Source organism: Nocardia sp. CWNU-33, from assembly GCF_046764895.1.
Taxonomy (GTDB): domain Bacteria; phylum Actinomycetota; class Actinomycetes; order Mycobacteriales; family Mycobacteriaceae; genus Nocardia.
In genome coordinates this window covers 132,883-154,393 of sequence record NZ_JBKOQN010000013.1, presented here as the reverse complement: position 1 = coordinate 154,393, position 21,511 = coordinate 132,883, and the positions used below count along the sequence as shown (strand labels likewise).

Genomic DNA, 21,511 nt, shown 5'->3' with positions numbered 1-21,511 from the left:
CCGTCACACCAGCAGCGAGCCGTGTCCCATCGCGCGGAGCATAGACAAAAGCTCCGAGCGGGACCTGGCACCGATACGGCGCCGGATGCGGGCGACGTGATGCTCTACCGTCTTCGCGGAAATGTACAGGCGTGCGCCGATCTCCCGATAGGTCAAACCTAGCAGTACGAGTTCGGCGACTTCCCGTTCGCGTTCGCTGAGGATCGCCGTCGCCTGCGCCGCCGGTGCAGACGCGGCAAGCTCCCGACCGTTCGGCGCCGCGGCATGCGCGGGCGGACGGACTGCGGGTTCCTGCGGACGCGCGTCGGAGCGAACCGCGCGAGCCAGCTTGAGCAGTGCGGTCGCGGTCGTGGAGTCGCCCGCGGCGAGCGCGGCCTCACTGGCGAGCCGGGCGGCATCCCAGGTCAGGCCGATCTCGCTGAGTCCGGCGACGGCAACCTGCACCTGCGCGACCGCGACCTCGCCACGCAGCACGAGCACCCAGGTGCGGCCGGCGTCGACGAGCACGGCGGCATGCCGGTCGCCCGCCTCGGCCGCGGTCTTGAGCAGTCGAGCGTGCGGCAGCAGCTCTGCGGGACTCTCGTGTGCGATCGCAGCCTGCACGCCGTACCAGTGGAAGGCATTCGCCCAGGCCGGCGGTTGATCCAGGCGTCGGAGCAAGGCAAGGGAGGCGTCCACCAGCGGCGTAATCCGGCGCTCGTCGCGCAGCCGGATGCCGGCGAGCCACAGCTCGCCGATCGGCAGCAAGGTGAGCAGATCGGTGTCCACGTCGTCGAACAGTGGGTAGGCAGCCTGCCAGGCCTTGGCGAGCGCGGCGTGATCGCCGCTGCGCCGCGCCAGGCCGACGGCGACGCCGTGGGCGAGCAGCTGGTCGCGGATATCGAGCGAACCCGGTTGCAATGCTGCGACTGTCGCCGCGGCTGTCTGCTCGTCGCCGCCGAGCATCGCGGCCCACGCCTGCAGCACCTGGAGTTGATGACAACGCAGGCCGCTTGCGGTGGCTCTGCGCACGGCATCCTCTGCACGGTCGGGTTCACCGGTGCCGAGGCACAGCAGAGTCGCGATGGACACCGCGGTGCACGGCAGGAACCTGTCGACTCCCGAATCGGCCTGCGCCGCGTGGATGAGCGCGGAAACTGCTGCGGTGGTACCGGTTTCGTGCTCGACAATGGTCTGTGCGAGTGCCGTGGCGATGAGCCGGGCGTGCGCGTTGGTCTCGGTCGGTGGCCACTGTGTCGCCGAATGCGACATCTCCGCGGCGGCGCGCACATCGCCCGCGAGGTATAGGACAGTCGCGCCGACCGCCCAATCCGCGCCGATGCGATGGGATCCGAGCCAGGAGTACAACTGCGCCGCCCGCCCGACCAGACCGCGTCGGGTCAGCACCGCCGCGCAAATCCGCACGGCCGCGGCGAGTTCCGGTGCACTGACACCCGAGCGGACCAGCACCGGCTCGGCTAGACGCATCGCTGTCTCGCCGTCGCCGATGCAGGCGGCCGCCTCGGCCCAGCGCACCGCGATGATGTCCGGGTCGGCGCCGGCCGCGGCGGCCGCGGCGTAATAGCGCACCGCGTCGCGGCCCGCCTTTGTCGCGGCGGCGCACAGGAATTCGGCAAGTCGCTGATCGCGCACGCCGGACTCGGCCAGCTGCAACGCGGTGTGGTCGCGCATCAGGCCTGCGTCCAATCGCGCGGTCAGCAGCCTGCGCTGGACCGCGACGAACCGTCGGTCGCCGAGCACCGTGCGCAGTGGTGCGATGGCGGGACCGAGCAGCAGGTCGGCATCGGTCACCAGGGCGCTTGCCCGGGCCCTGTCGATGAGATCCTGCGCCGCGGCCGTGTCGATGCCGAGCACCTCGGCCAGCTCGGTCGTATCGAGTCCGGTGCCGGTGGTTGCCACGACCATGGTCTCGAGCAGGTCGGGCGCCACGTTGTCCAGCATGGCGCGCGCCCAGCCTGCGACCGCCTCGTCGACGGCGCCGATACCGGCGTCGAGCCGCGCCGAACAGGCCGCGGTGAGTGCGGCGACCACGCCACTGCGGATGCCCGCGGTCTGCTGGTGGATGTGCTGGGCCACCGGGCGCGGCACCGCCATGCCGAGCTCGCGGGCGAACGGCGCGATATCGCTCACGCCGAGGGCGCGGAGGTCGACCACCCGGCCGCGGCGCGCCACGGTGTCGGCGAGCTTGCGCAGGGACGGGTCGTGCGGGCGGGGCTGGGCTGCGATCACCATCGTGCAGTGGCCGGATTCGACAGTTGCGCAGAGGTTTTCGAGCTCGGCGTGGCTCAGGGTCTCGGCGTTGTCGATGATCAGGGCGGGCCCTGCCTGCGTGGTTTCGGCGCGGGACTGCGTGGTGTCGGCGGCGGGCACGATACGGGACGTACGGCGCCCATTGCCTGCTGCGGCACCGAACGCGCTACGCGCGCCGGCCATCGCATGGACGGCATCGCCGGAGCCGACCTCGAGCGCAGTCGCAGGTAGCGCGGGGTGATCCTGCAGTGCGATCCCGCCGGCCTGCAGCCGGGCGCGGATGACCGAAAGCAACGTGGATTTACCGGTGCCGGAGCGGCCTCGGATGAGATACACGACCGGCCGCTGACCGGCGGCATCCAATTCGCGGAAGATCTCGCGGGCGCACGGGAGGGTATCGAACGCGATGTCAGCCACCAGAGCCTCCGATGATCTGGCCGGGCGCGTGCAGAATGCCGCCGACGCCGTCGACGACCCCGTCGACGCCATCGACGACCCCGTCGAGGGTGTTGTTCAGTGCGCCGCCCGGCGACTGGGTGGGCGGTTTCGGCGAGGGTGCAGGCGCTGGTGCGGGAGCCGGGGCGGGTGCAGGCGCTGGTGCGGGGGCCGGAGCCGGAGCCGGAGACTGTGGGGCTGGTTGGGATGCTCCGGGCGTCGCAGGCGCGGGGTTGGCCGGTGCGGGCGCTTGTTGACTCGCCACGGCCTGGTCGGGCGCGGGCCCGTTGTTCACCGCCTCCGCCGACGTCGCGCCCGGCGCTGCGGAGCCGGGTTGTCCTGCTTCGGGTTTCGGGTCGGTACCGGTCGGGTCTGCCACCGATGCGACTGTTCCGGGAACCGGTGCGTTGCCGGTTCCCGCGCCGGTGGTCGCCGCCACGTCGGACGTGCCGGCGGTGGCCTGTTCGGTGGATGCGGGACGGCTCGGCTCGGGTTGGGCCCCGGTGCCGATCGCGACGGTGCCGGTCGCCAGCAGCCCGATGACGACCACCGCGCCCGCGACAACGGCGGCCCGCTTTCGGCCGGTCAGGTTGCGGACACGTGAGCCGGGCAGCGCCCCCACCTTCGGCGGCGATTTGTCCTGCCACGACACCGCGGGTAGCTCTTCGGTCTTCGCCGGGGCATTCGTCACGACCGCCGCCGCGGCCATGAGCGGCTCGCGATCGCCGGTGGCGGCCAGCAGATCCGTGGCCAGCACGGCGGCGCCGCGAGCGCTGGTGTGTCCGGGCTCCGCCGCCGCGACGACCGGAAGGCCGAACTCGGTCGAGATCAGCTCGGCAACCAGTGGAATCGCGCCGCCGCCACCGGTGAGCAGCACGCGGCCGATATCGCCGATGTCGAGCCCGGCACGCTGCACCGCATCCCGGACCAGTTCGATCGAGCTCAGCAGCGGTCCGCGCAGCAGATCCTCCAGCTCGCCGCGGATCAGCCGGATGTTGTCGGTGTGCCGATCGATGGGATCCAAGCGCACCGGAACCACGGTCGCGGTATTTATGGAAAGCTCTTCTTTCGCATTTCTGCAGCGTTCGCGCAATACTGACAATTCACGCTCGACGACCGGGTCGAACGGATCGAATTCATTTCCGCCCAGCGCGTTAGCCAGGACGTAGCGCATGGTCAGCAGGTCGAATTCGGCGCCTGCCACGTCGGTGGTACGCAGCGGTGTGCCGAGCAAGGCCGCCTGTTCGCCGGTGCGGACCACCGAGACCGTCAGCCCGGTGGCGCCGAGGTCGTAGACGACCACCGCGCTGTCGCCGAGCGGGCCGTGTGCGGCTTCGAGCCAGCGCACCGCGGCGGTCGGTTCCGGAACCAGGGTCACCTCACGTAGGCCCGCCCGATCCAGCGCGGCGCGTTGCATATCGACGGTGTGCCGCGACCACCACGCCGGATGGCACGCGACCGTGGCCGAGCCGTCTTGCGTTGCCTCTGTATCGATTTCGTCGATCAAGCATCTGACGGCCGTGGCCATCAGGTCCGCGGCGGCATGGCTCGTGCCGTCCTCGGCCAGGATGCCGACCGGATCGCCGACCCGGTCGAGGAAGCCATCGAGCACCACGTCGCTGGAATGCCTGCCGGTGGCGCGGGCGTCCGTCCCGAAGGCCGGCGCGCTGTCCGCGGCCAGGCGCAGGACGCTCGGGTGGGTCAAAACGGCGCCGCTACCTGCGGGTCCGTCAACCCCGTCGCCGATATCCCCGGTCGCCGCCACGGCGACCGAATTCGATGCTCCGACTGTGATGCCGAGCGCCACACGCTCTGTCATTCGAGAACCCCGTTCGAAAAACTGTTCGGTCCGATGACGCTGTTGGTTAGTCCCGCCGCTGCGGAAAAGGGTTGCGTGGATCTTGTGGATCCGTCAGTTCTGTCGGTTGCTGGCGGTCCGCCGTTACTGAATCGGGGCATGGTCGGGGAAATTCCCCTAATGGTCTTCGGGTCCCTAACGGGTATCGACGGCGGACAGTAGGGGTCCGCCCCGTTTCGAAGTAACGCGTGGGGTCCTTAGCGTGAAATGCATTCCAACGACCGCGGATCGCGAGGGTCCGCTCATCCAGGAGATGATTTCGATGACACCCAACGCGATTCTGGAGTTCATTCTCAACCTGCTACGCCACCACGACGCCGCGGTGGCGTACTGCGCCAACCCCGGCCAGGCGCTGGTCGCGGCCGGTCTACCCGATGTGACGCCCGAGGACATCGCCGCCGTCGCCCCGATGGTCGCGGAATCGGCGCTGGTCAGCGGTGGCTCGCAACTGTCGGCGATCGTCGCGGCCGGTTCGCAGGCCGCCGGGAACGCAGGCGCTGCCGCTGCGGTCACCACCGGAGCGGCCGTCGCCGCCGACGCGGGCCTGAATCTCGGCGGCGGCTTGCAGAACGACATCGACCTCGGCCTGCAAGCCGGAACTGGAGTCGACCTCGATCTGACCTCTGGCCTGAACACCGCGATCGGCGCGGGCCTGCAGCTCGGTGCCGACATCGGCGCCGGGGTTTCCGCAGGTCTCGATGGCCTCGCCAATGCGGGCGCCGACCTGACGGCAGGCCTCGGCGGTGCACTGGACACCGACCTCGGCGCAGTCATCGGCGCCGGCGCGCAGGTTGTTGTCGACCTCGGTGCCGGGTTGTCCAACGGCCTGCAGGGCGTTGTCGATGGCGGTGCTGGTCTCGGCGGAAATGTCGCGACCGATCTGAGCGGTGTGCTGGACGCGGGGGCGCAGGCCGCGGCAGGACTCGAAACCGGGCTCGGTGCCACTCTCGGCGCCGGCGCGCAGCTGGGAACGGATGTGGGCGCTGGTGTCACCACCGGCCTCGAAGGTGCGCTCGATGCGGGTGCCCAGCTCGGGACGGGTTTGGAGGCGGGTTTGTCCACCGGCCTCAGCGGTGTACTCGGTGCGGGCGCGCAGGTGGGTGCTGATCTGGGTGCTGACCTGGCCACCGGTCTCGGCGGTGCGATGGACCTCGGCACGGGCTTGGAAACGGGGTTGACCACCGGAATCGGTGGTGTCCTCGACGCCGGTGGCCAAGCGTCGACCGACCTCGGTGCAGGTGCGCAGGCCGGAGCGGATCTGGGAGTGGGGTTGTCCACCGGCTTGCAGGGTGTTGCAGACGCGGGTGCGGGTCTGGGTGGTGCTGTCGATGTTGGTGCGCAGGCGGGTGCGGGTCTGACGTCGGGTCTGGGTGGTGCTGTCGACGCGGGTGCGCACGCAGGCACTGATCTGGCCGCCGACCTCGGTGGTGCTGTCGGCGCCGGTGCGCAGGCGGCGACCGGGCTCGAGACGGGACTTTCGACAGGAGTCGGTGCTGCCGATACCGGCCTGTCCGCTGGTGTCGGTGGCGCTGCGGACGTGGGGACACACCTGGGCACGGGCCTCGAGACAGGGCTCGGCGGCGCGATCAACGGTGGACTGTCGACGGGGATCGACACGGCTGCCGATCTCGGCGGCGGGTTGTCCACAAGTGCTGGTGGAACTGTGCACTCCGGGCTGGAAACGGCTGCGGGAGTGGGTGGTTCGGTGGGGACCGGAGCACATGGTGCGGCGGACGCCGGGGCGCACGGCGCGGCGGATCTCGGCGGCAGTGTCGGGTCGACCGCTGCTTCGACCGCGAATACCTGGTCGTCACTGGATGTTTCGAGTGCCTTCGGCTCGGGCCTGGACAGTTCGGTCGACGCACACGGCGACTCCAGCCTGTTCTCCGACACACATGCGGGTGCCGACGTCGCCGGAAACGGTGGCGGGGACCTGCACGACGATATGTTCCTGCACTGAGGGAGAGCGATAACGCGATGGGGACACCCGCACCACAGGCGAAACCACCTGCGGTACCGCTGCTTTCGGTACTCGGTGAAACCATCGCCGCGGCGCGCGCTGCGGGTCGCACCGACCTGGTCGGCCGCTTGGAAGTGGCGGCCGATCGGGTCCGTGATCCGCGGCGGCGCATCGTCATTGCCGGACAGCTCGATCAGGGCAAGAGTCGGTTCGTCAACGCACTGTTGAACCTCGATATCTGCCCGGTGGGCGATGATGCGACCACCGCGGTGACGACCGTGCTTTCCCATGGGCCCGAACCACGTGCCGAGTTGGTCGTCACAGGTCACAGTGGTGGGCAGGAGGCACGAATCCCGGTGCCGGTCGACGAGATCGGCACGATCACCGCACGATCACCGCTGGCCGAGGGACGCCGGATTCTCCGTCTGGAGATTCAAGTGCCGAACCCGCTGCTCGCCGACGGCATCGTACTGGTGGACACCCCCGGGGTCGGCGGGCACGGAAGTTCTTATGCGGCAAGTGTGCTCGGCATGGTGGCCGCCGCAGACGCGGTGCTGGTGCTCTCGGACGCCTCGACCGAGCTGACCGAGCCGGAGCTCGCCTTTGTGCGTCAGGTGCGCGAACTGTGCCCGACGGTCGCGCTCCTGCTCACCAAAACCGACCTGTACCCGCATTGGCGGCAGGTGCACGAGGCCGACCTTCGCCACCTGGAGTGGGCACGGCTCGACGTGCCGATGATCCCGGTCTCCGCGGTGCTGCGCAGCCACGCCATGCGGTTGCAGGATCAGCAGCTCGGCATCGAATCCGGCTTCGGCGTGCTCTATCAGTTCCTGCGGGAGCAGGTGGTTGCCCGCGATGTGGCCGCGACCCGCCTCGCGGTAGCGCGCGACATCCAGTCGGCCGCAGAACATTTGGCGCTCGCTCTGGGCAGCGAACTGGTCGCGCTACGCGATCCCGAGCAGGGCGCTGCGGCTGTGCGCGAATTGCAGTCGGCCAGGACTGCGGCCGAGGACCTGCACCGCCGCACGGCGGCATGGCAGCTGACACTCGCCGACGGAATCACCGACCTGGCCGGCGATGTCGATCATGATCTGCGTGATCGGTTGCGCACTATCGCCCGAACCGGTGAGGAGTGGATCGACGCCCATGATCCCGGCAGGCATTGGGGCCGGATCGCCGAATGGCTCACAGGCACCATCGATACCGCACTCGGAGACAACCTGCTGTGGACGCATGCCCGCGCGGTGCAACTCGCCGAGCAGGTCGCCGAACACTTCACCGAAATCGGTGCCGTCGACCTGCCCGACGTGCACCCCGGCCTCAACACCGACGAGAGCCGCGCCGGATCGGGCACCCTCGCCGACCTGGAGCCCGACATCGGCCTCGGCAGCAAACTGCTCGTCGGAATGCGCGGCTCCTATGGCGGTGTGCTGATGGTCGGTCTCGCCAGCACCTTCGCCGGGCTTGCGTTGCTCAACCCGCTCTCGCTCGGCGCGGGTCTGCTGGTCGGCGGCAAGGCTTTCCGTGATGACAAGCAGGCCAGGATGGCGCGCAGGCGGAACGAGGCGAAGATCGCGGTCCGGCGGTTCGTCGACGATGTCGCCTTCCAAGCAGGCAAGGAATCCAAGGACCGGCTGCACCGCATCCATCGGGCCCTGCGCGACCACTACACCGGCGTCGCCGAGCGCAGCCTGCGCTCGATCGACGATTCGCTGCGTGCGGCGCAGGAGGCGGCGACGATGGAAACCGCGCGGCGCGCCGAGCGGTGCACGGTGCTCGAGCGGCAGTTGCGGGTGGTCGCGGAGCTGCGGCGCTATGCGGATGCCATGCAGACCATACGGGTGATCGAGCGTGCCGCGCCGTTGGAAGGGCAGGTCGGTACGGTGGGCCGATGAGAATCGATGCCCGGATGGCCCCCGGGATCGTCGCCGAGGCCCGTCAGCTGGTCGGCGCGGCCCGTCAGGCGTTCGCCGGTGAACCGCGCCCGCGCGCGTTGCTCGCCGACTGCGCGCGCCGACTGGATCAGCCATTGCGTGTCGCGCTGGCGGGCTCGCTGAAAGCGGGCAAGTCGACGCTGCTCAATTCCCTTGTCGGACAGGACATCGCGCCGACCGATGCCACCGAGTGCACGCGGGTGGTCACCTGGTACCGGTATGGCTCGACACCGAGTGTGACCGCGCATGCCTCCGATGGCGCCCGGGCGAATGTGGTGGTGCGGCGCGGCGGTGGAGCCCACGGGCTGACCTTCGACCTGGACCGCTTGACCTGGGACGTGCCCGCGCCGCGGGAGGTGGACCATCTCGAGGTCGAATGGCCCTCGGCCGCGCTCGCGCACACCACGATCATCGATACGCCCGGCACTTCGTCGTTGTCGCGGGAGGTGTCGCAGCGGACCGCGCGGCTGCTGACGCCGGGCGAGGCCGGGCTGGACACCCCGGAGAACATCGCCATTCCCGGTGCGGATGCGGTGGTGTATCTGCTGCGCAGGCTCGATGCCGCCGATATTCGGTTCCTCGAGCAGGTCGGAGCTGGTGCGGCGGGCGATTCGGGAGTGTCCGGTCCGCTCGGCGTTGTCGGCGTCGTCTCGCGGGCTGATGAGATCGGGGCGGGCCGGATCGATGCATTGCATTCCGCCCGCGATGTCGCGGTGCGCTTTGCCGGCGAGCTGGAGCGAACCGGCTTGTGCCAGGCGGTGATTCCGGTCGCCGGACTGCTTGCCTTCGCCGCCGCGACGCTGCGTCAGCAGGACTTCGCGGCCTTCGATGCGTTGGCGGGTGTTCCGGTCGACGAGTTGAGCGCCGCACTGCTCTCGGCGGATCGCTTCGCGCGCGCCGATATCGCGCTTCCGGTGTCACCGGGGCTGCGCGCGCAACTGGCCGAGCGGTTCGGCATGTTCGGAATCCGGATGGCCATCACCCTGATTCGGCTCGGCGTCCGTGATTCGACCACGCTGGCAGCGGAATTGACCAGCCGCAGTGGCGTCGATGAATTGCGTTCGGTGCTGGACGTCCAATTCGGCCAGCGCGCCGACCAACTCAAGGCGCATTCCGCCCTGACCGTCTTGGCTCGCGTACTCACCGCCTACCCTGGCGTCGCGGCCGAACAGCTGCTGCCCCGAGTGCGCACCCTGCTCGCCGACGTGCACGGCTTCGCCGAGCTGCGTCTCCTCGGCCGCCTGCGCACCGACGAATTGACCCTTCCCGCAGACGATCTCGCCGAACTCCATCGACTGATCGGTGGATCCGGCGTCGCACCGCACCTGCGCCTCGGTCTCCCGATCGACACCTCGCTGGAGCAGCAGCGCGCGCACGCCGTCGCGGCCGTCCGCAAATGGCGCACCCGAGCCAAGCATCCACTCGCCGATCAGCTGACTATCACGGCCTGCCTCACCGTGGCCCGCAGCGCGGAGGGCATTCTCGACCTGCTGTCGAGCTGACCACCGAAACCAGCTGACCGTTTTCTACTTCGCACCGCAGCAGGCCGCCCGCACGGTCGCAGTCGCTTCGGCTCGGTCCGCTCGGATATCGCGGCCGTGATGCAACAGGCCTACGCCGACATCCCTGCCGCGGATCTGGACACCGCAGGCCTGGTTCTGGCCCAGGTCACCGCCCAGTTGAACGCGGTGCTCGCAGCCGCGTGAGGATCCATGAGACGGCGGAGTGAGGGGTAGACTCCCGCGCCCGCCGTGGTAGCCGCGGGCCTGGACAGTGCGTATTGGGTCCTGGCTCAGGTAGCTGGTCCCGTTGTTACGGTTGCATGAGAACCACCGGATGGTAGGTGAGCTGTGGATGGCCGCGCCCGCCGTGGTGGGCGCGGACTCCTGATAGTTGTTCTCTGTACGACCGGGTGGCGGCGGTGTAGAAGTGGAAGGGTCGTGCCCGTCCCGGTCCGCAACCGAAGGTCGTGAGTCGATGATCGACAGTGTCGAGGATTCATTCGCCCAGGTACGGTTGGCCGCGGGCGGCCTGTTCGTGCGCGGCGAGGAAGTGTTGCTCGTGCACACCACCGACGGCAGTGGCTGGGAGATTCCGGGCGGCTATGTCGAGTCCGGCGAATCGCCCGCCGCCGCGTGCCGCCGCGAGATTCGCGAAGAACTCGGCATCGACCGCCCCGCACAGCGACTCCTCGTGCACGACTGGGCGCCGAGTGCCGACGACGGCGACAAGATTGTCTACATATTCGACTGCGGCGTTCTCGGCGACGAGAAGGCGGTCGAGTTGCAGCCGGGCGAGCTCGACCGTTGGCAATGGGTTCGCGTCGACACCATCGACGACTTCGTTGTGCCCCGGCTGGCGCGCCGGCTGTGGCACGCCTTCCGCGCCCGCCTGGAGGACCGCCCGCTCTACCTCGAACACGGTCGAACAGCACTGGCATATCCCAGCGCCGTCGCCGCGCCCGCATCCTGGCTCGACCGCCAGGCCGACCGCGACCGCCACCTCGGCTGAGCGCGGCACCGTGTCACGGCGGCTGGATTGCCGCGGCTGAGCCGGCTAGCGAATGCAGCGCGGGCCGGGTAATCGGGTCAGGGTGTCATCGCTGTACTGGTCGGGTCGATCAGGATTTTGGCGTGCTGCTCCGGGTTGCCGAGTGCGGTGAAGGCATTGTCGATACCGTCGAGGCCGACGGTCCCGGTGATCAAGGGGGCCGGGTCGACCTTGCCGTTGGCGAGCATGTGCAGGGTGTCACGGAATTCGCCGGGGTCGTAGCCGAGGGCGAAGCGAAGTTCGATCTCCTTGTTGATGGCCATGGCGGGCTGGAATCGGTCGGTTTCCATGCAGACGCCGACAACGACTACGCGCGACAGCGGTGGCGCTGCGGTGAGGATCTGGTCGATGATGCCGGGGACCCCGACACATTCGAAGATGACCGGACCCGATGGTCCCGCGTTCATTGTGTGCGCGAGGCGAAAGACGTACCACCACGGCACGTTCGGGATGCGACGCAGCTTTTCCATGGTGTCGAAGCCGAGGCCGAGGATATCGGTGACACCGTTGATGCGCCCCTTTCTCGGGGCGGCGGACCATGGAGATTCGGATGCCGGGTCGACCACCACGTCCGCGCCACACACGGTGGCGAGTTCCCTGCGACGCGGCGAGAAGTCGCTGGCGATCACGGTGCGTACGCCCGCCGTTTTGAGCATGCTGATCACGGCGAGACCGATTGGGCCACAACCGATCACGAAGGCGTTCTGGTTCTTGTCGACGTGGCCTTTGCGAACCGCGTGCCATGCCACGGCCATCGGCTCGGTGAGCGCGGCATGCTCGGCCGAAAGTCCGTTCGGGACAGGCAAAGTCATCGACTCTTGCACCACCACTTGCTCGGCGTATCCGCCGGGTGCCGCCGTCGACAGGCCGACAAGGTGCGGTTGTTTGTCGTGGCGCACGATCGGCAATGCGACAACCCGGGTTCCTGTCGGCCAGCGTTTGCGGCAGCCCGGCCCGTAATCGACTATCTCTCCACTGAATTCGTGTCCCAGCACCACGCCCTGATCTGCGCGCATGAAGTGGTCGTAGCCGGTTGCGACGGCAAGATCGGCCATTTCGTCGGCGTGGGCGCGCGCATGCAGGTCCGAGCCGCAGATGCCACAGCGGGAGACGTTGATCAGCAGCTGTCCTGGCCCTGGCGTCGGCGTCGGCAGGTCCGTGACGGTCAACTTGCTCTCGGTACAGACGGTTGCCCTCATGGCGAACTCCTCGAATCGGCGGCGCGCGGCAGGGCTCCCGATGCGTGGGTCGGCCCACGGTGCAGGTTCACGCTACTGCTATTCGGCTGACTCGCGAGGAGGACGACGAACAAGTGGCAGGGCGCGTCGCCGATCCGGAAATCCACCGCGCACCGGAGGGCCGGTCACACGGTTTGCAGGGCTTCCGCTTCGGCGCTGCGGCGGTCATAAGCATCACGGGCGGAGGCGATTTCGTTCTGGTGGCCCTCCGTCCAGACGACCAGAGCCTTGATGGTGGCGTGCAGGCTGACGCCCAACGGGGTCAGGGCGTAGTCCACCCGTGGCGGGACCGTCGGATAGACCGTCCGCTGGACAAGTCCGTCGCGTTCCAGATGCCGCAGTGTGCGGGTGAGCATGCGCTGGCTGACACCGTCGATCTTGCGCTTCAGTTCGGTGAAACGCAGGCTGCGCTGGTCGAGCAGGGCGATCACCAGCAGCGACCATTTGTCGGCCACGCGGTCGAGGATCTGCCTGACCTCGCAGTCGACGCGGGTGTCCCACTGGAGAACGTCGTAGTCCTCCTCGGTATCCCCGCAGTAACCGGGTGACTTCGAAGTGCCGTCTTCCATGGCTACCGATTCTGCCGAAGACTCATGGTCGGTATCAAGAGGGAACCGACCTCATTATCGGTAACCGTGTCTGTTGGGAGTCGTTCGATGGTGGAATCGAGACCCGCCGAGGTCTTCACCGAGATGTCCGGCCGTGCCTGGGCAGTGCTCGCGGTGCTGTGCGGCGCGATCTTCTTGGAGGGCATCGACGTGGCGATGCTCAATGTGGCGTTGCCGTCGATCCGGTCCGATCTCGGCCTGTCCACGGGGATGCTGAGCGGGGTCGTCTCCGCGTACGTCCTCGGTTACGGCGGGTTCATGCTGCTCGGCGGCCGCGCCGCCGATCTGCTCGGGCGGCGGCGCATGTTCCTGTTCTGGCTGACGGTGTTCCTGCTGTTCTCCGGACTCGGCGGCTTCGCAACCGAAGGCTGGATGCTGCTGACGGCACGCTTCGTGACCGGAGTGGCCGCCGCGTTCATGGCGCCTGCCGGACTGTCGCTGATCACCACCAACTTCGCCGAGGGACCTGCGCGGAACAAGGCGCTGCTGGTGTACGCGGGCATTGCGGCGGGCGGCTTCTCGCTCGGGATGGTTGTCGGCGGGCTGCTCACCGCGCTCGGCTGGCGCTGGGTGTTCTTCGCTCCGGTCGTGCTGTCCGCGCTGATCTTGGCGGCGGCGATCCCGTTGGTGCGGGATTCCGGTGTGCCGGAACGGGTTCGGGGTGGATTCGATCTACTCGGTGCGTTCAGCGTCACCGGCGCGATGCTGTTGCTCGTCTACGGTGTGGTCCGGCTGGAGCATCCCGGTGACGGCCCAGCGCTGACCACCGCGGTGTTCGCGGCCGGGCTGCTGATGCTCGCACTGTTCGTCGTCAACGAGCGTCGCACCGCGAACCCGCTGGTTCGGCTGGGCATCCTGCGTTCGGGAGCCCTGGTGCGCACCAATGTGGTTGCGCTGCTGTTCGTCGGTTCCTTCGCGGGTTTCCAGTTCCTTGCCACGCTGTACTTTCAGGAACTGCGTGGCTGGTCGACGGTGCAGACCGGTCTCGCTATGGCGGTGATCGGCGTCGACGCGGTGCTCGCGCCGGTGCTGACACCACGCCTGGTGGACCGATTCGGCAATGCGCGAGTGGTTTTCGGCGGTGTCGTGCTCGCCGCGATCGCCTACGCCTTGTTCTTGCCGACCGATATCGACCGGGCCTACGCGGCTATGTTCCCGGCCATGCTGCTGCTCGGCGTTGCCTTCGCGCTCGTCTACGGTCCGCTCACCATCGCGGGCACCGACGGCATCGCGGAGCAGGACCAGGGTTTGGCGAGTGGCCTGCTGTACACCGCATTCCAGTTCGGTTTCGCGCTCGGCATCTCGGCGGTGACGGCGGTCGAGGTGGCGGCCGTCACGGCAGGTCAGTCCGGAATCGAGGCGGTGCGAACAGCATTGATCGTGCCGGTGGTCGCTGCGGCCGTCGCCGGGCTGGTCGCCGCATTCGGCCTGCGTCGCAGCGCCGCCGAACCGGCCACGGATTCCGCATCGACCCAATTTGCACAGGTCTGAAGGGAGCTTCGAAATGACCATCTCGGTACAGTCTTTCCACGATATCCGCGACGAGTTCGAGGCCTACATCGGCGACATCGTCTACGCCACCATGGTCACCGTCGACGGCAAGGGCCGCCCGCGCTCCCGGGTCCTGATTCCGGTGTGGGAGATCGTCGACGGGAACCCCCTCGGCTGGCTGGCCACCTACCGGACCCCGGTCAAGGCGGCGCACTTGGCCGCCAACCCGCACACGACCTTCGCGTACTGGACCAGGAAGCAGAATCAGGTGCACGCCGATGCCCTGGCCGACTGGGTGCCGCTCGACGACCTCGTGACCAGGCAGCACGTCTGGGATCTGTACGAGCAAACCAGCCCGAAAGGCGCAGGCTACCCCCTCGGCAATTTCTGGCAGGGCATCGACGACCCGAAGCTGCATATTCTTCGGCTGTCGCCATGGCGAATCCAGGTTGTCCGCGGCCGTGACCTGCGCAGCAAGATGTGGAAGGTCGCAGCCGAAAACTGAAGAGCTGTAAACACAATGCCCGACGTCCCTCTGTCGGTAAGAGGGACGTCGGGCATGTGTGCGTCAGCACGGTCGCGATGAACACAAGGTCGAGGACGATCAGGTGGACCTCGACGACCCGTGGATCACGCGTCCCGATGTCACCCATGCCGATGGGGACGCGGAGTTCGATCGTCTCGGAATGCTCATCCGCAGGGAACTCGGCGACCCGGTCCGGGCTGGAGTCGATTCCGTCACCTATGCAGTGACGGAATCACCACCTCTTCGAGGTAACCCTCGATGCCGCGCCCATTGCGCACGGCCTCGTGCACGGTGACGCCGTGCGCTTCCGCCCGCCTCTTCAGTTGCTCTCGCGAAGCGGGCTCCACCCCACCGCCGATGATCAGATGGGTGATCTCGTCGATGTCGAGCGCATCGAGTGCTTCGTCATCGGCGATGGTCCCCACGGCCGCGTAGCCGTGAGACTGGAACACCGCGACCGCCGTGTTCACCACGTCCTGTTCGCGTCCGATGGCCAGTATTTTCATGTCAGACTCCTGCCGGTGTGAGATCCGTTGATTCGGTATCGAGTTCGTGCTGCTCGAGCCGAGCATCCTTGGGTAGGGCGAAGAAGCCGAGGCACATCAGGGCCAAGATGGCGATGCCGTACCAGAGCGTGTATTCGAAGGTGTTGGCGAAGTTCACCGCGTTGGCCTCCACTCCGGCTCGGGTGAGTACTTGTGTCACGCCGTCATTGCCCGGTGCCGAGCCGCTGCGGCAGCTGTCGGGAACCACTGTCGGATCGACTTCGGCGGACCGATCCTGCACGCAGGCCAGGAAATTGGCGAGAATCTCGTCCTGCGCCGGCTGCGGTAATCCCGTCGTGCCGAGCTCGGCACGCACCTGCGGCGCGACCGCCTCGACGCCGCGCGCCGAATCATGGTCCAGCTGACCGAAGAACACCACACCGACCAGCGCGACGCCGAGCGCGGTGCCGAGCTGCTGTCCGGTATTGAGCAGTCCCGACGCCGAGCCCGCCTCGCGCGCAGGCACCTGGCCGAGCAGTAGATCGATCGTGGGCGCGACCACCATCCCGAACCCGATACCGATGATGATCAGTGGAATCACCATCTGCCACGAGGTAGTCGACGCACCGTAGTGCGCGGCCATCCCTCCGTAGAGCCCGAATCCACCGGCATTGACCAGACCGCCGGCGATGAGTGCCCGGCGCCCGAATCGCGGTGCGAGCACGCCCACGCCGACGCCGACGCCGGTGCCTGCGCCGACTGCGAAGCACACCGCCGTCAATCCGGCCCGCATCGGCGACCAGCCGAGGCCCGCCTGCATGAACAGCGTCCACACCAGGAAGAAGCCGCCGAGTCCGATCCAGAACAGCAGCCAGCTCGCGAGGCCGACGGCGAACGGACGTGACCGGAACAGCTCGAGATCAATCAGCGGCGATCCGACGGTCCGCGCCCGCCGCCGCTCGTAGGCGACGAATAGCCCGAAGACTGCCGCCGCCGTACCCATCATGACGAAAGTCCAAGCAGGCCAATCCAACTGGCGTCCTTCGGTCAGCGGGTAGGCCAGTAGCAGCACCGCGGAGATGGCGAGCACCATCCCGACCAGATCGAGCCGCGGCGGGGTGGCGGAGCGGGAATCCCGCATGACAACGCTCGCCGCGACCAGCGCGGCAATGCCGACCGGGATGTTGACCAGGAAGATGGGCCGCCAGGCCAGATCGAAGACGTCCCACTGCACCAGCAGCCCGCCGAGTGAGAGGCCGACCGCCGACGCCGATCCGCCGACGCCGCTGTATACCGCGATCGCCTTGGCGCGTTCGTGTTCCGGGAAGGTGGCTCGGATGATCGCGAGGATCTGCGGCACCATCAGCCCTGCCATCGCGCCCTGCACGAATCGCGAGGTGATGAGCATGGTCGGGTCCGAGCTGAGCCCGCAGGCGGCAGAGGCCAGGGTGAATCCGGTCATGCCGATCAGGAAGATGCGTTTGCGGCCGTAGATGTCGCCGAGGCGCCCGCCGGTGATGAGCACGGCGGCGAAAGCCAGGACGTAGGCCGCGATGATCCATTCGATGTGCGAGTACTCCGCCCTGAGATCGGTCTGGATGCTCGGCGCGGCGACGTTGACGATGGTGACGTCCAGCAGATCCATGAACCCCGCGGCCAGCACGACGGCGAAGGCGATCCAGCGGCGCGGGTCGAGGGTGGGTGGGGCGTCTGCGTCGGGGGAGATGTCGGTGTCCATGGGAGCTCTTTTCTTCGGTGCGGGTGCGCTCCCCAAACTATGCACTTGAAGTGATTATCAATCAAGAGGGCAATCAACCTGGGTGCCCTAATTGCCGTTTATGCTGGGTAGGTGACTGACGCCGATCCGATCCTCGTGCCGATGTCCGAGCACCCTGCCTTCCTGCTCGGACAGCTCGGATTCCATGTCACCAACCGGTACACCGAACTCCTGGCCCCCCTCGGCATCAGCCCGCGGCACTCCGGCATGCTGCGCATGCTCAGCGCGAACGACGGCCAGTCGCAGCAACAGCTCTGCGAGGTGCTGCGCATTCACCGCAACGTGATGGTCGGCCTGGTCGACGAGTTGGAGAAGCGTGGCCTCGTCGAGCGGCGCAAGCACCCGACAGACCGCCGGGCCCACGCGGTGTACCTACAGCCCGCCGGACACAAAGTGATCGCACAGGCCGAGCGGATCGTCGCCGCACTGGACGCCGAAATCCTGGGCGCACTCGACCCCGCCCAGCGCGCGACACTGACTGAGCTCCTGCAACAGACTTCGGTGGCGAACGGCCTCCAGCCCGGAGTTCATCCTGGTCTCAGGCCGGCCCACGGCGATTAACTCGCCCACCCGGGTCCAGCTGTGGAGAACGCACCCCGGCTGTAAACCTGTGCGGCGAGCGAGGACGCGCGGTCATGCCATCGACCATCACCGCGGGCGTTTGCGTCACCCTTGCGTACTAAATCGAGCCACCGCATTACTCATGGCGACGAGATACGGATCGTGGCACGAGCGGATGTTTGATGCCGAGCCAGGGCGCTCCCTTCGGTCGGTCACTCGATAAATGGGGCCGGACCTGATGCGCAGCAAACTGATCGCGACGTCTAGGGTTTGGGTGCGGCTACGCCGCAGAGTCAGTTATGCGTGAACAGCGGTACGTTCCGTGGTCATTTCCACCGAATCGAAAGGCGCTGCATGGCAAAGGATTTGACGCAACTTGAACTTCTGACGGAGCTGGAGCCGGCTGTCGCGGCCAATTTAGACCGGCATTTGGCCACCGCCAAGGACTGGCATCCGCATGATTTCGTTCCCTGGGACGAGGGTCGCAACTTTGCAGCAATGGGTGGTTACGATTGGGATCCCGAGCAGTCACGGCTTTCGGAGGTCGCCAAAGTCGCGATGATCACGAATCTGCTCACCGAGGACAACTTGCCTTCCTACCACCGTGTGATCGCTGAGAACTTCGCTCGCAGCGGTGCGTGGGGCACCTGGGTCGGCCGCTGGACCGCCGAGGAAAACCGCCACGCCATCGCCATGCGTGACTACCTCGTGTGCACCCGCGCTGTCGATCCCGTCGCCTTGGAGAACGACCGGATGGTGCATTTGACCCGCGGTGTACACGCGCCGGAGGACTTCCGCGGTGTGCTCGATCAGGTCGCGTATGTAACTTTCCAGGAGTTGGCCACCCGGGTCAGCCACCGCAGCACCGGACGAGTCTGCGACGATCCGATCGCCGAAGGGATGCTCAAACGCATTGCCGCCGACGAGAATCTGCACATGATGTTCTACCGCAACATCACCGGTGCCGCGTTCGACATCGCACCTGATCAGACGATGGAATCGGTGACCAAGATCGTGAAGACGTTCGTTATGCCCGGCGCCGGCATGCCGAACTGGCGTCGCAATGGCGTGTTGATGGTCAAGCACGGGATCTACGACCTGCGCCAGCACCAGGACGAGGTCGTGCTACCGGTCCTGAAAATATGGAACGTCCTCGAGCGCACCGACTTCACCGCACGCGGCGAACGCAGCCGCGAAGAACTCGGCGAATACCTCGAAAAACTCGCTCGCGACGTCATCCGGTTCGAAGAACAACGCGCCCGCATCCTCGCCCGCGAGGCGGCGCGGGTCGGGTAGGCACCCTGGATGTCTCAGTCACACGCGAACAGTCAGACGACTGTGACGTCCGGCCCGGTGCAGGTCACCCGACGTGCCGGGCGCTGCCCGGTAAGCCCTTGGAAGGTAGCGGAATTGGGTGGTCGTTCGACGCGCGCGCTCGGTGATGTGTCAGATCAGCACGCCCGGGTTGAGGATGCCTGCGGGGTCCAGCGCGGACTTGGCTGCCCGCAAGGCATGCGCGAACGGGTCGGGGCGTTGCCGGTCGTACCAGGGGCGGTGATCGCGGCCGACCGCGTGGTGATGGGTGATGGTGCCGCCTGCGGCTGAGAGTGCTTCGGAGACAGCGGATTTGATGTCATCCCATTGGGCGAGGGTGCTGCCCCAGCGTCCTGCGGCGTAGATGCCGAAATACGGCGCGGGACCGTCCGGGTATACGTGGGTGAAGCGGCAGGTCACCACGCCGGTCGCGCCGACGGATCGGATGGCTTCGTTGGCTGCCTCGGTCACCGTTGTCTTCAGGTTGTCGAACTTGTCCCAGGTACAGGCGGTTTCGAAGGTTTCGGTGATCATCGACTGGGCGGCGAGCGCGTCGCGCTGGTAGGGCATTCGCAGGAACGACGAGCGCCAGGTGTCCGCCGCTCCCGCCCCGTCCTGATGGCCCGTCGACTCGGTGTAGCGGGCGGGCTCGGGGAGGGTGCCGCCGTGGTCGGCGACCAGTTCCAGCGCGCGTTCCATCCAGGTTCGCGTGGGGTGATCGGCGGATTCGAAGCCGAGCACCAGTACTCCGCCGCTGGTCGCCGCGCCTGCGTTGAGTAATGCTTCGGCCGGGTCGAGCAACCGGCAATTGGTGGGATACAGACCGGACTGGGCGATCGCGCGGGTGGCGGCGACCGCGGCGCCGTAGTCGTCGAAGTGCACGGAAGCCGTTGCACGCCACCGCGGCCGGTCTTGCAGGCGCATCCATGCCTCGGTGATGACGCCGAGCGAGCCTTCGGATCCGAGGAACATCCGATCGGGGGACGGGCCCGCACCCGAGCCCGGCAGCCGCCGCGATTCGCTGATGCCCGACGGCGTCACCACCCGCATCGACTCGGTCAGGTCGTCGATGTGGGTGTAGAGGGTCGCGAAATGTCCACCGGCCCTGGTGGCCAGCCAGCCGCCGAGTGTCGAGAACTCGAAGGACTGCGGAAAGTGTCGCAGCGTCAGGTCCGCACCGCGTAGCTGATCTTCCAACGCCGGACCGAAGACCCCCGCCTGGATCCGCGCTGCCCGGCTGGTGCGATCGATCTCGAGTACCTGATCGAGTGCGGCGAGGTCGAGGCTGATCGCACCGGCGAACTCGTGATCGCCGTTCGTTCCGACGGTCCGGCCGTGGTCGCCGATCCTCGGCTCCACCCCGCCGACCACAGAAGTACCGCCGCCGAAGGGGATGACCGCGACATTCGCCCGCGACGCCCAGTCGAGCACGTCGACGATATCGGCCTCATTGCGTGGTCGAACCACCACATCGGGCGGGTTCTGCACATCGCCCATCAGATTGCGCACCACATCACGAAACGCCTGCCCGTGTGCGTGCGCCGCGCGGTCGGCCTGGTCTGTCGAGGTGAGCCCGGCGAGCGAATCGGGCACTGCGACGCGAGGTTCGGGCAGCTCCAGCGATTCGACCGAGGGCGGCTCGTGCACGGTGAGATCGGTCCCGGGCAGGATCGCCGCGACCCGCTTCGTCAGCGCCTCCCGCTCCGCACCGACGACGGCGTCCTCGACATTCCCCCAACCCCACCACGACCGCGTCTTCGCCACCACGACCACTCCTCTCGGCGGTTCGATCGGCCGCACCGCCGCCCGCCATCCTCGTTGAGTGGAGATCGCCGGGCAAGCACCTGCTGCGGGCAACGAAAGCCGCGCCGCGGCGGTGGCCACACTAGTGATTCCGGTGTGGTCGGTGTCGAAGTCGTGAACTCGTGTTCTGTTCCTGCGGCCTTGAATTGATCGAGCAGCGTCACTCGCCCTGGGGTTACTTTGCCCTCGAGGTGACCGGGCGGCGCGGGACTGGGCGAGGTGCTAAGACTCCGGCGGCGCGAGCTGGACGTCCATCGTGCCGCGCAGCGCGGCGAGGACCGTATCGAACTGCTCGAGGAGTTCGGATGGATACGCGGCCAGGATGGCGTCCTGCTCGGCGTTCACGGGCCCGAAGAATTGGTCGGCGTGCTGCCTGGCCTGTGGGCTGCAGCGCAGCGTGACTATCCGTCGGTCGGTGTGCTCGCGGCTGCGGATGACGTAGCCGGCCTGTTCGAGCCGATTCAGCAGGGCGGTCATCGCTCCCGAGGACAGTGCGATGCGCTTGCCGAGCAGTGCGGGCGACAGGGGTGCGCCGGCCGCTTCGGCGGTGGCGATGTCCATGAGTGCAAAGGCATCGGTGGTGTGGACGCCGAGGGCTTCGGCGAAGCGGCGGCCCAGTTCGGTGAAGCTCGCGCCATAGGCCATCAGTCCTTCCGCGAGCCGTTGCCGTTGCGACGCAATGTCGCCGGGCGTCTGCCCCATGCGCCTACCTCCGTTTCTG

Annotated in this window: 16 protein-coding genes; 8 read left to right on the top strand and 8 right to left on the bottom strand. The window is 67.6% G+C overall.

Going from position 1 to position 21,511, the window contains the following annotated elements; genetic code table 11:
• Positions 1-3: 3 nt before the first annotated feature.
• Both ACLMAL_RS19970 and ACLMAL_RS19965 read right to left on the bottom strand, forming a co-directional pair.
• Positions 4-2,667 (bottom strand): LuxR C-terminal-related transcriptional regulator, encoded by a 2,664-nt coding sequence (locus ACLMAL_RS19970; protein ID WP_412000454.1) that lies wholly within the window; start codon positions 2,665-2,667, stop codon positions 4-6.
• Complete coding sequence (locus tag ACLMAL_RS19965; RefSeq protein WP_412000453.1) at positions 2,660-4,504, bottom strand: Hsp70 family protein; 1,845 nt, start codon at positions 4,502-4,504, stop codon at positions 2,660-2,662. Before ACLMAL_RS19965 ends, ACLMAL_RS19970 begins: the two co-directional genes overlap by 8 nt.
• 301 nt (positions 4,505-4,805) lie before the next feature.
• Between ACLMAL_RS19965 and ACLMAL_RS19960 the strand changes: the two genes are divergently transcribed.
• From ACLMAL_RS19960 to ACLMAL_RS19945, 4 genes are all read left to right on the top strand, one after another.
• The gene (locus ACLMAL_RS19960; RefSeq protein WP_412000452.1) at positions 4,806-6,503 is read left to right on the top strand and encodes an IniB N-terminal domain-containing protein; all 1,698 of its coding nucleotides are present in this window, start codon (positions 4,806-4,808) and stop codon (positions 6,501-6,503) included.
• 17 nt (positions 6,504-6,520) lie between these two features.
• Positions 6,521-8,398 carry a dynamin family protein gene (locus tag ACLMAL_RS19955; RefSeq protein ID WP_412000451.1) on the top strand — a complete coding sequence of 626 codons (1,878 nt, stop codon included), beginning with the start codon at positions 6,521-6,523 and terminating at the stop codon, positions 8,396-8,398.
• Positions 8,399-8,412: 14 nt separating this feature from the next.
• On the top strand, positions 8,413-9,939 hold the full coding sequence (locus ACLMAL_RS19950; protein ID WP_412000479.1) for a dynamin family protein: 1,527 nt from the start codon (positions 8,413-8,415) through the stop codon (positions 9,937-9,939).
• Between the two features lie 475 nt (positions 9,940-10,414).
• Positions 10,415-10,948, top strand: coding sequence for an NUDIX domain-containing protein (locus tag ACLMAL_RS19945; RefSeq protein ID WP_412000450.1), 534 nt, complete (start codon positions 10,415-10,417; stop codon positions 10,946-10,948).
• A gap of 77 nt (positions 10,949-11,025) precedes the next feature.
• On the opposite strand, the gene ACLMAL_RS19940 is transcribed toward ACLMAL_RS19945, so the two are convergent.
• Positions 11,026-12,186, bottom strand: coding sequence for a zinc-binding dehydrogenase (locus tag ACLMAL_RS19940; protein ID WP_412000449.1), 1,161 nt, complete (start codon positions 12,184-12,186; stop codon positions 11,026-11,028).
• A gap of 164 nt (positions 12,187-12,350) precedes the next feature.
• Positions 12,351-12,794: a winged helix-turn-helix transcriptional regulator gene (locus tag ACLMAL_RS19935; RefSeq protein WP_412000448.1), complete on the bottom strand. Its 444-nt coding sequence runs from the start codon at positions 12,792-12,794 to the stop codon at positions 12,351-12,353.
• Between the two features lie 87 nt (positions 12,795-12,881).
• Between ACLMAL_RS19935 and ACLMAL_RS19930 the strand changes: the two genes are divergently transcribed.
• A complete protein-coding gene (locus ACLMAL_RS19930; RefSeq protein WP_412000447.1) occupies positions 12,882-14,324 on the top strand; it encodes an MFS transporter in 1,443 nt (480 codons plus the stop codon).
• Positions 14,325-14,337: 13 nt separating this feature from the next.
• On the top strand, positions 14,338-14,829 hold the full coding sequence (locus ACLMAL_RS19925) for a pyridoxamine 5'-phosphate oxidase family protein (RefSeq protein WP_412000446.1): 492 nt from the start codon (positions 14,338-14,340) through the stop codon (positions 14,827-14,829).
• Between the two features lie 233 nt (positions 14,830-15,062).
• Here the strand turns inward: ACLMAL_RS19925 and ACLMAL_RS19920 are convergent, their stop codons facing one another.
• Entirely contained in the window at positions 15,063-15,356 is a 294-nt protein-coding gene (locus tag ACLMAL_RS19920) for a hypothetical protein (protein WP_412000445.1), read from the bottom strand.
• Position 15,357: 1 nt separating this feature from the next.
• Positions 15,358-17,073: an MFS transporter gene (locus tag ACLMAL_RS19915; RefSeq protein ID WP_412000444.1), complete on the bottom strand. Its 1,716-nt coding sequence runs from the start codon at positions 17,071-17,073 to the stop codon at positions 15,358-15,360.
• A gap of 111 nt (positions 17,074-17,184) precedes the next feature.
• Between ACLMAL_RS19915 and ACLMAL_RS19910 the strand changes: the two genes are divergently transcribed.
• Together ACLMAL_RS19910 and ACLMAL_RS19905 are read left to right on the top strand one after the other, a co-directional pair.
• A complete protein-coding gene (locus ACLMAL_RS19910) occupies positions 17,185-17,673 on the top strand; it encodes a MarR family winged helix-turn-helix transcriptional regulator (RefSeq protein WP_412000443.1) in 489 nt (162 codons plus the stop codon).
• 354 nt (positions 17,674-18,027) lie between these two features.
• Positions 18,028-18,969, top strand: coding sequence for an acyl-ACP desaturase (locus ACLMAL_RS19905; RefSeq protein ID WP_412000442.1), 942 nt, complete (start codon positions 18,028-18,030; stop codon positions 18,967-18,969).
• A 150-nt stretch (positions 18,970-19,119) separates the two neighbouring features.
• Here ACLMAL_RS19905 and ACLMAL_RS19900 read toward each other — a convergent pair whose 3' ends face one another.
• Positions 19,120-20,751 carry an FAD-binding oxidoreductase gene (locus ACLMAL_RS19900; RefSeq protein WP_412000478.1) on the bottom strand — a complete coding sequence of 544 codons (1,632 nt, stop codon included), beginning with the start codon at positions 20,749-20,751 and terminating at the stop codon, positions 19,120-19,122.
• A gap of 261 nt (positions 20,752-21,012) precedes the next feature.
• Positions 21,013-21,492 carry a MarR family winged helix-turn-helix transcriptional regulator gene (locus tag ACLMAL_RS19895; RefSeq protein WP_412000441.1) on the bottom strand — a complete coding sequence of 160 codons (480 nt, stop codon included), beginning with the start codon at positions 21,490-21,492 and terminating at the stop codon, positions 21,013-21,015.
• Positions 21,493-21,511: the final 19 nt, after the last annotated feature.

Bases quoted from the DNA above. Each gene is read 5' to 3' on its own strand.
- ACLMAL_RS19920 (WP_412000445.1), bottom strand. From the start codon at position 15,356: ATGAAAATACTGGCCATCGGACGCGAACAGGACGTGGTGAACACGGCG.
- ACLMAL_RS19905 (WP_412000442.1), top strand. From the start codon at position 18,028: ATGGCAAAGGATTTGACGCAACTTGAACTTCTGACGGAGCTGGAGCCG.
- ACLMAL_RS19895 (WP_412000441.1), bottom strand. From the start codon at position 21,492: ATGGGGCAGACGCCCGGCGACATTGCGTCGCAACGGCAACGGCTCGCG.
- ACLMAL_RS19925 (WP_412000446.1), top strand. From the start codon at position 14,338: ATGACCATCTCGGTACAGTCTTTCCACGATATCCGCGACGAGTTCGAG.
- ACLMAL_RS19955 (WP_412000451.1), top strand. From the start codon at position 6,521: ATGGGGACACCCGCACCACAGGCGAAACCACCTGCGGTACCGCTGCTT.
- ACLMAL_RS19960 (WP_412000452.1), top strand. From the start codon at position 4,806: ATGACACCCAACGCGATTCTGGAGTTCATTCTCAACCTGCTACGCCAC.
- ACLMAL_RS19965 (WP_412000453.1), bottom strand. From the start codon at position 4,504: ATGACAGAGCGTGTGGCGCTCGGCATCACAGTCGGAGCATCGAATTCG.
- ACLMAL_RS19950 (WP_412000479.1), top strand. From the start codon at position 8,413: ATGGCCCCCGGGATCGTCGCCGAGGCCCGTCAGCTGGTCGGCGCGGCC.
- ACLMAL_RS19940 (WP_412000449.1), bottom strand. From the start codon at position 12,186: ATGAGGGCAACCGTCTGTACCGAGAGCAAGTTGACCGTCACGGACCTG.
- ACLMAL_RS19930 (WP_412000447.1), top strand. From the start codon at position 12,882: ATGGTGGAATCGAGACCCGCCGAGGTCTTCACCGAGATGTCCGGCCGT.
- ACLMAL_RS19945 (WP_412000450.1), top strand. From the start codon at position 10,415: ATGATCGACAGTGTCGAGGATTCATTCGCCCAGGTACGGTTGGCCGCG.
- ACLMAL_RS19915 (WP_412000444.1), bottom strand. From the start codon at position 17,073: ATGGACACCGACATCTCCCCCGACGCAGACGCCCCACCCACCCTCGAC.
- ACLMAL_RS19935 (WP_412000448.1), bottom strand. From the start codon at position 12,794: ATGGAAGACGGCACTTCGAAGTCACCCGGTTACTGCGGGGATACCGAG.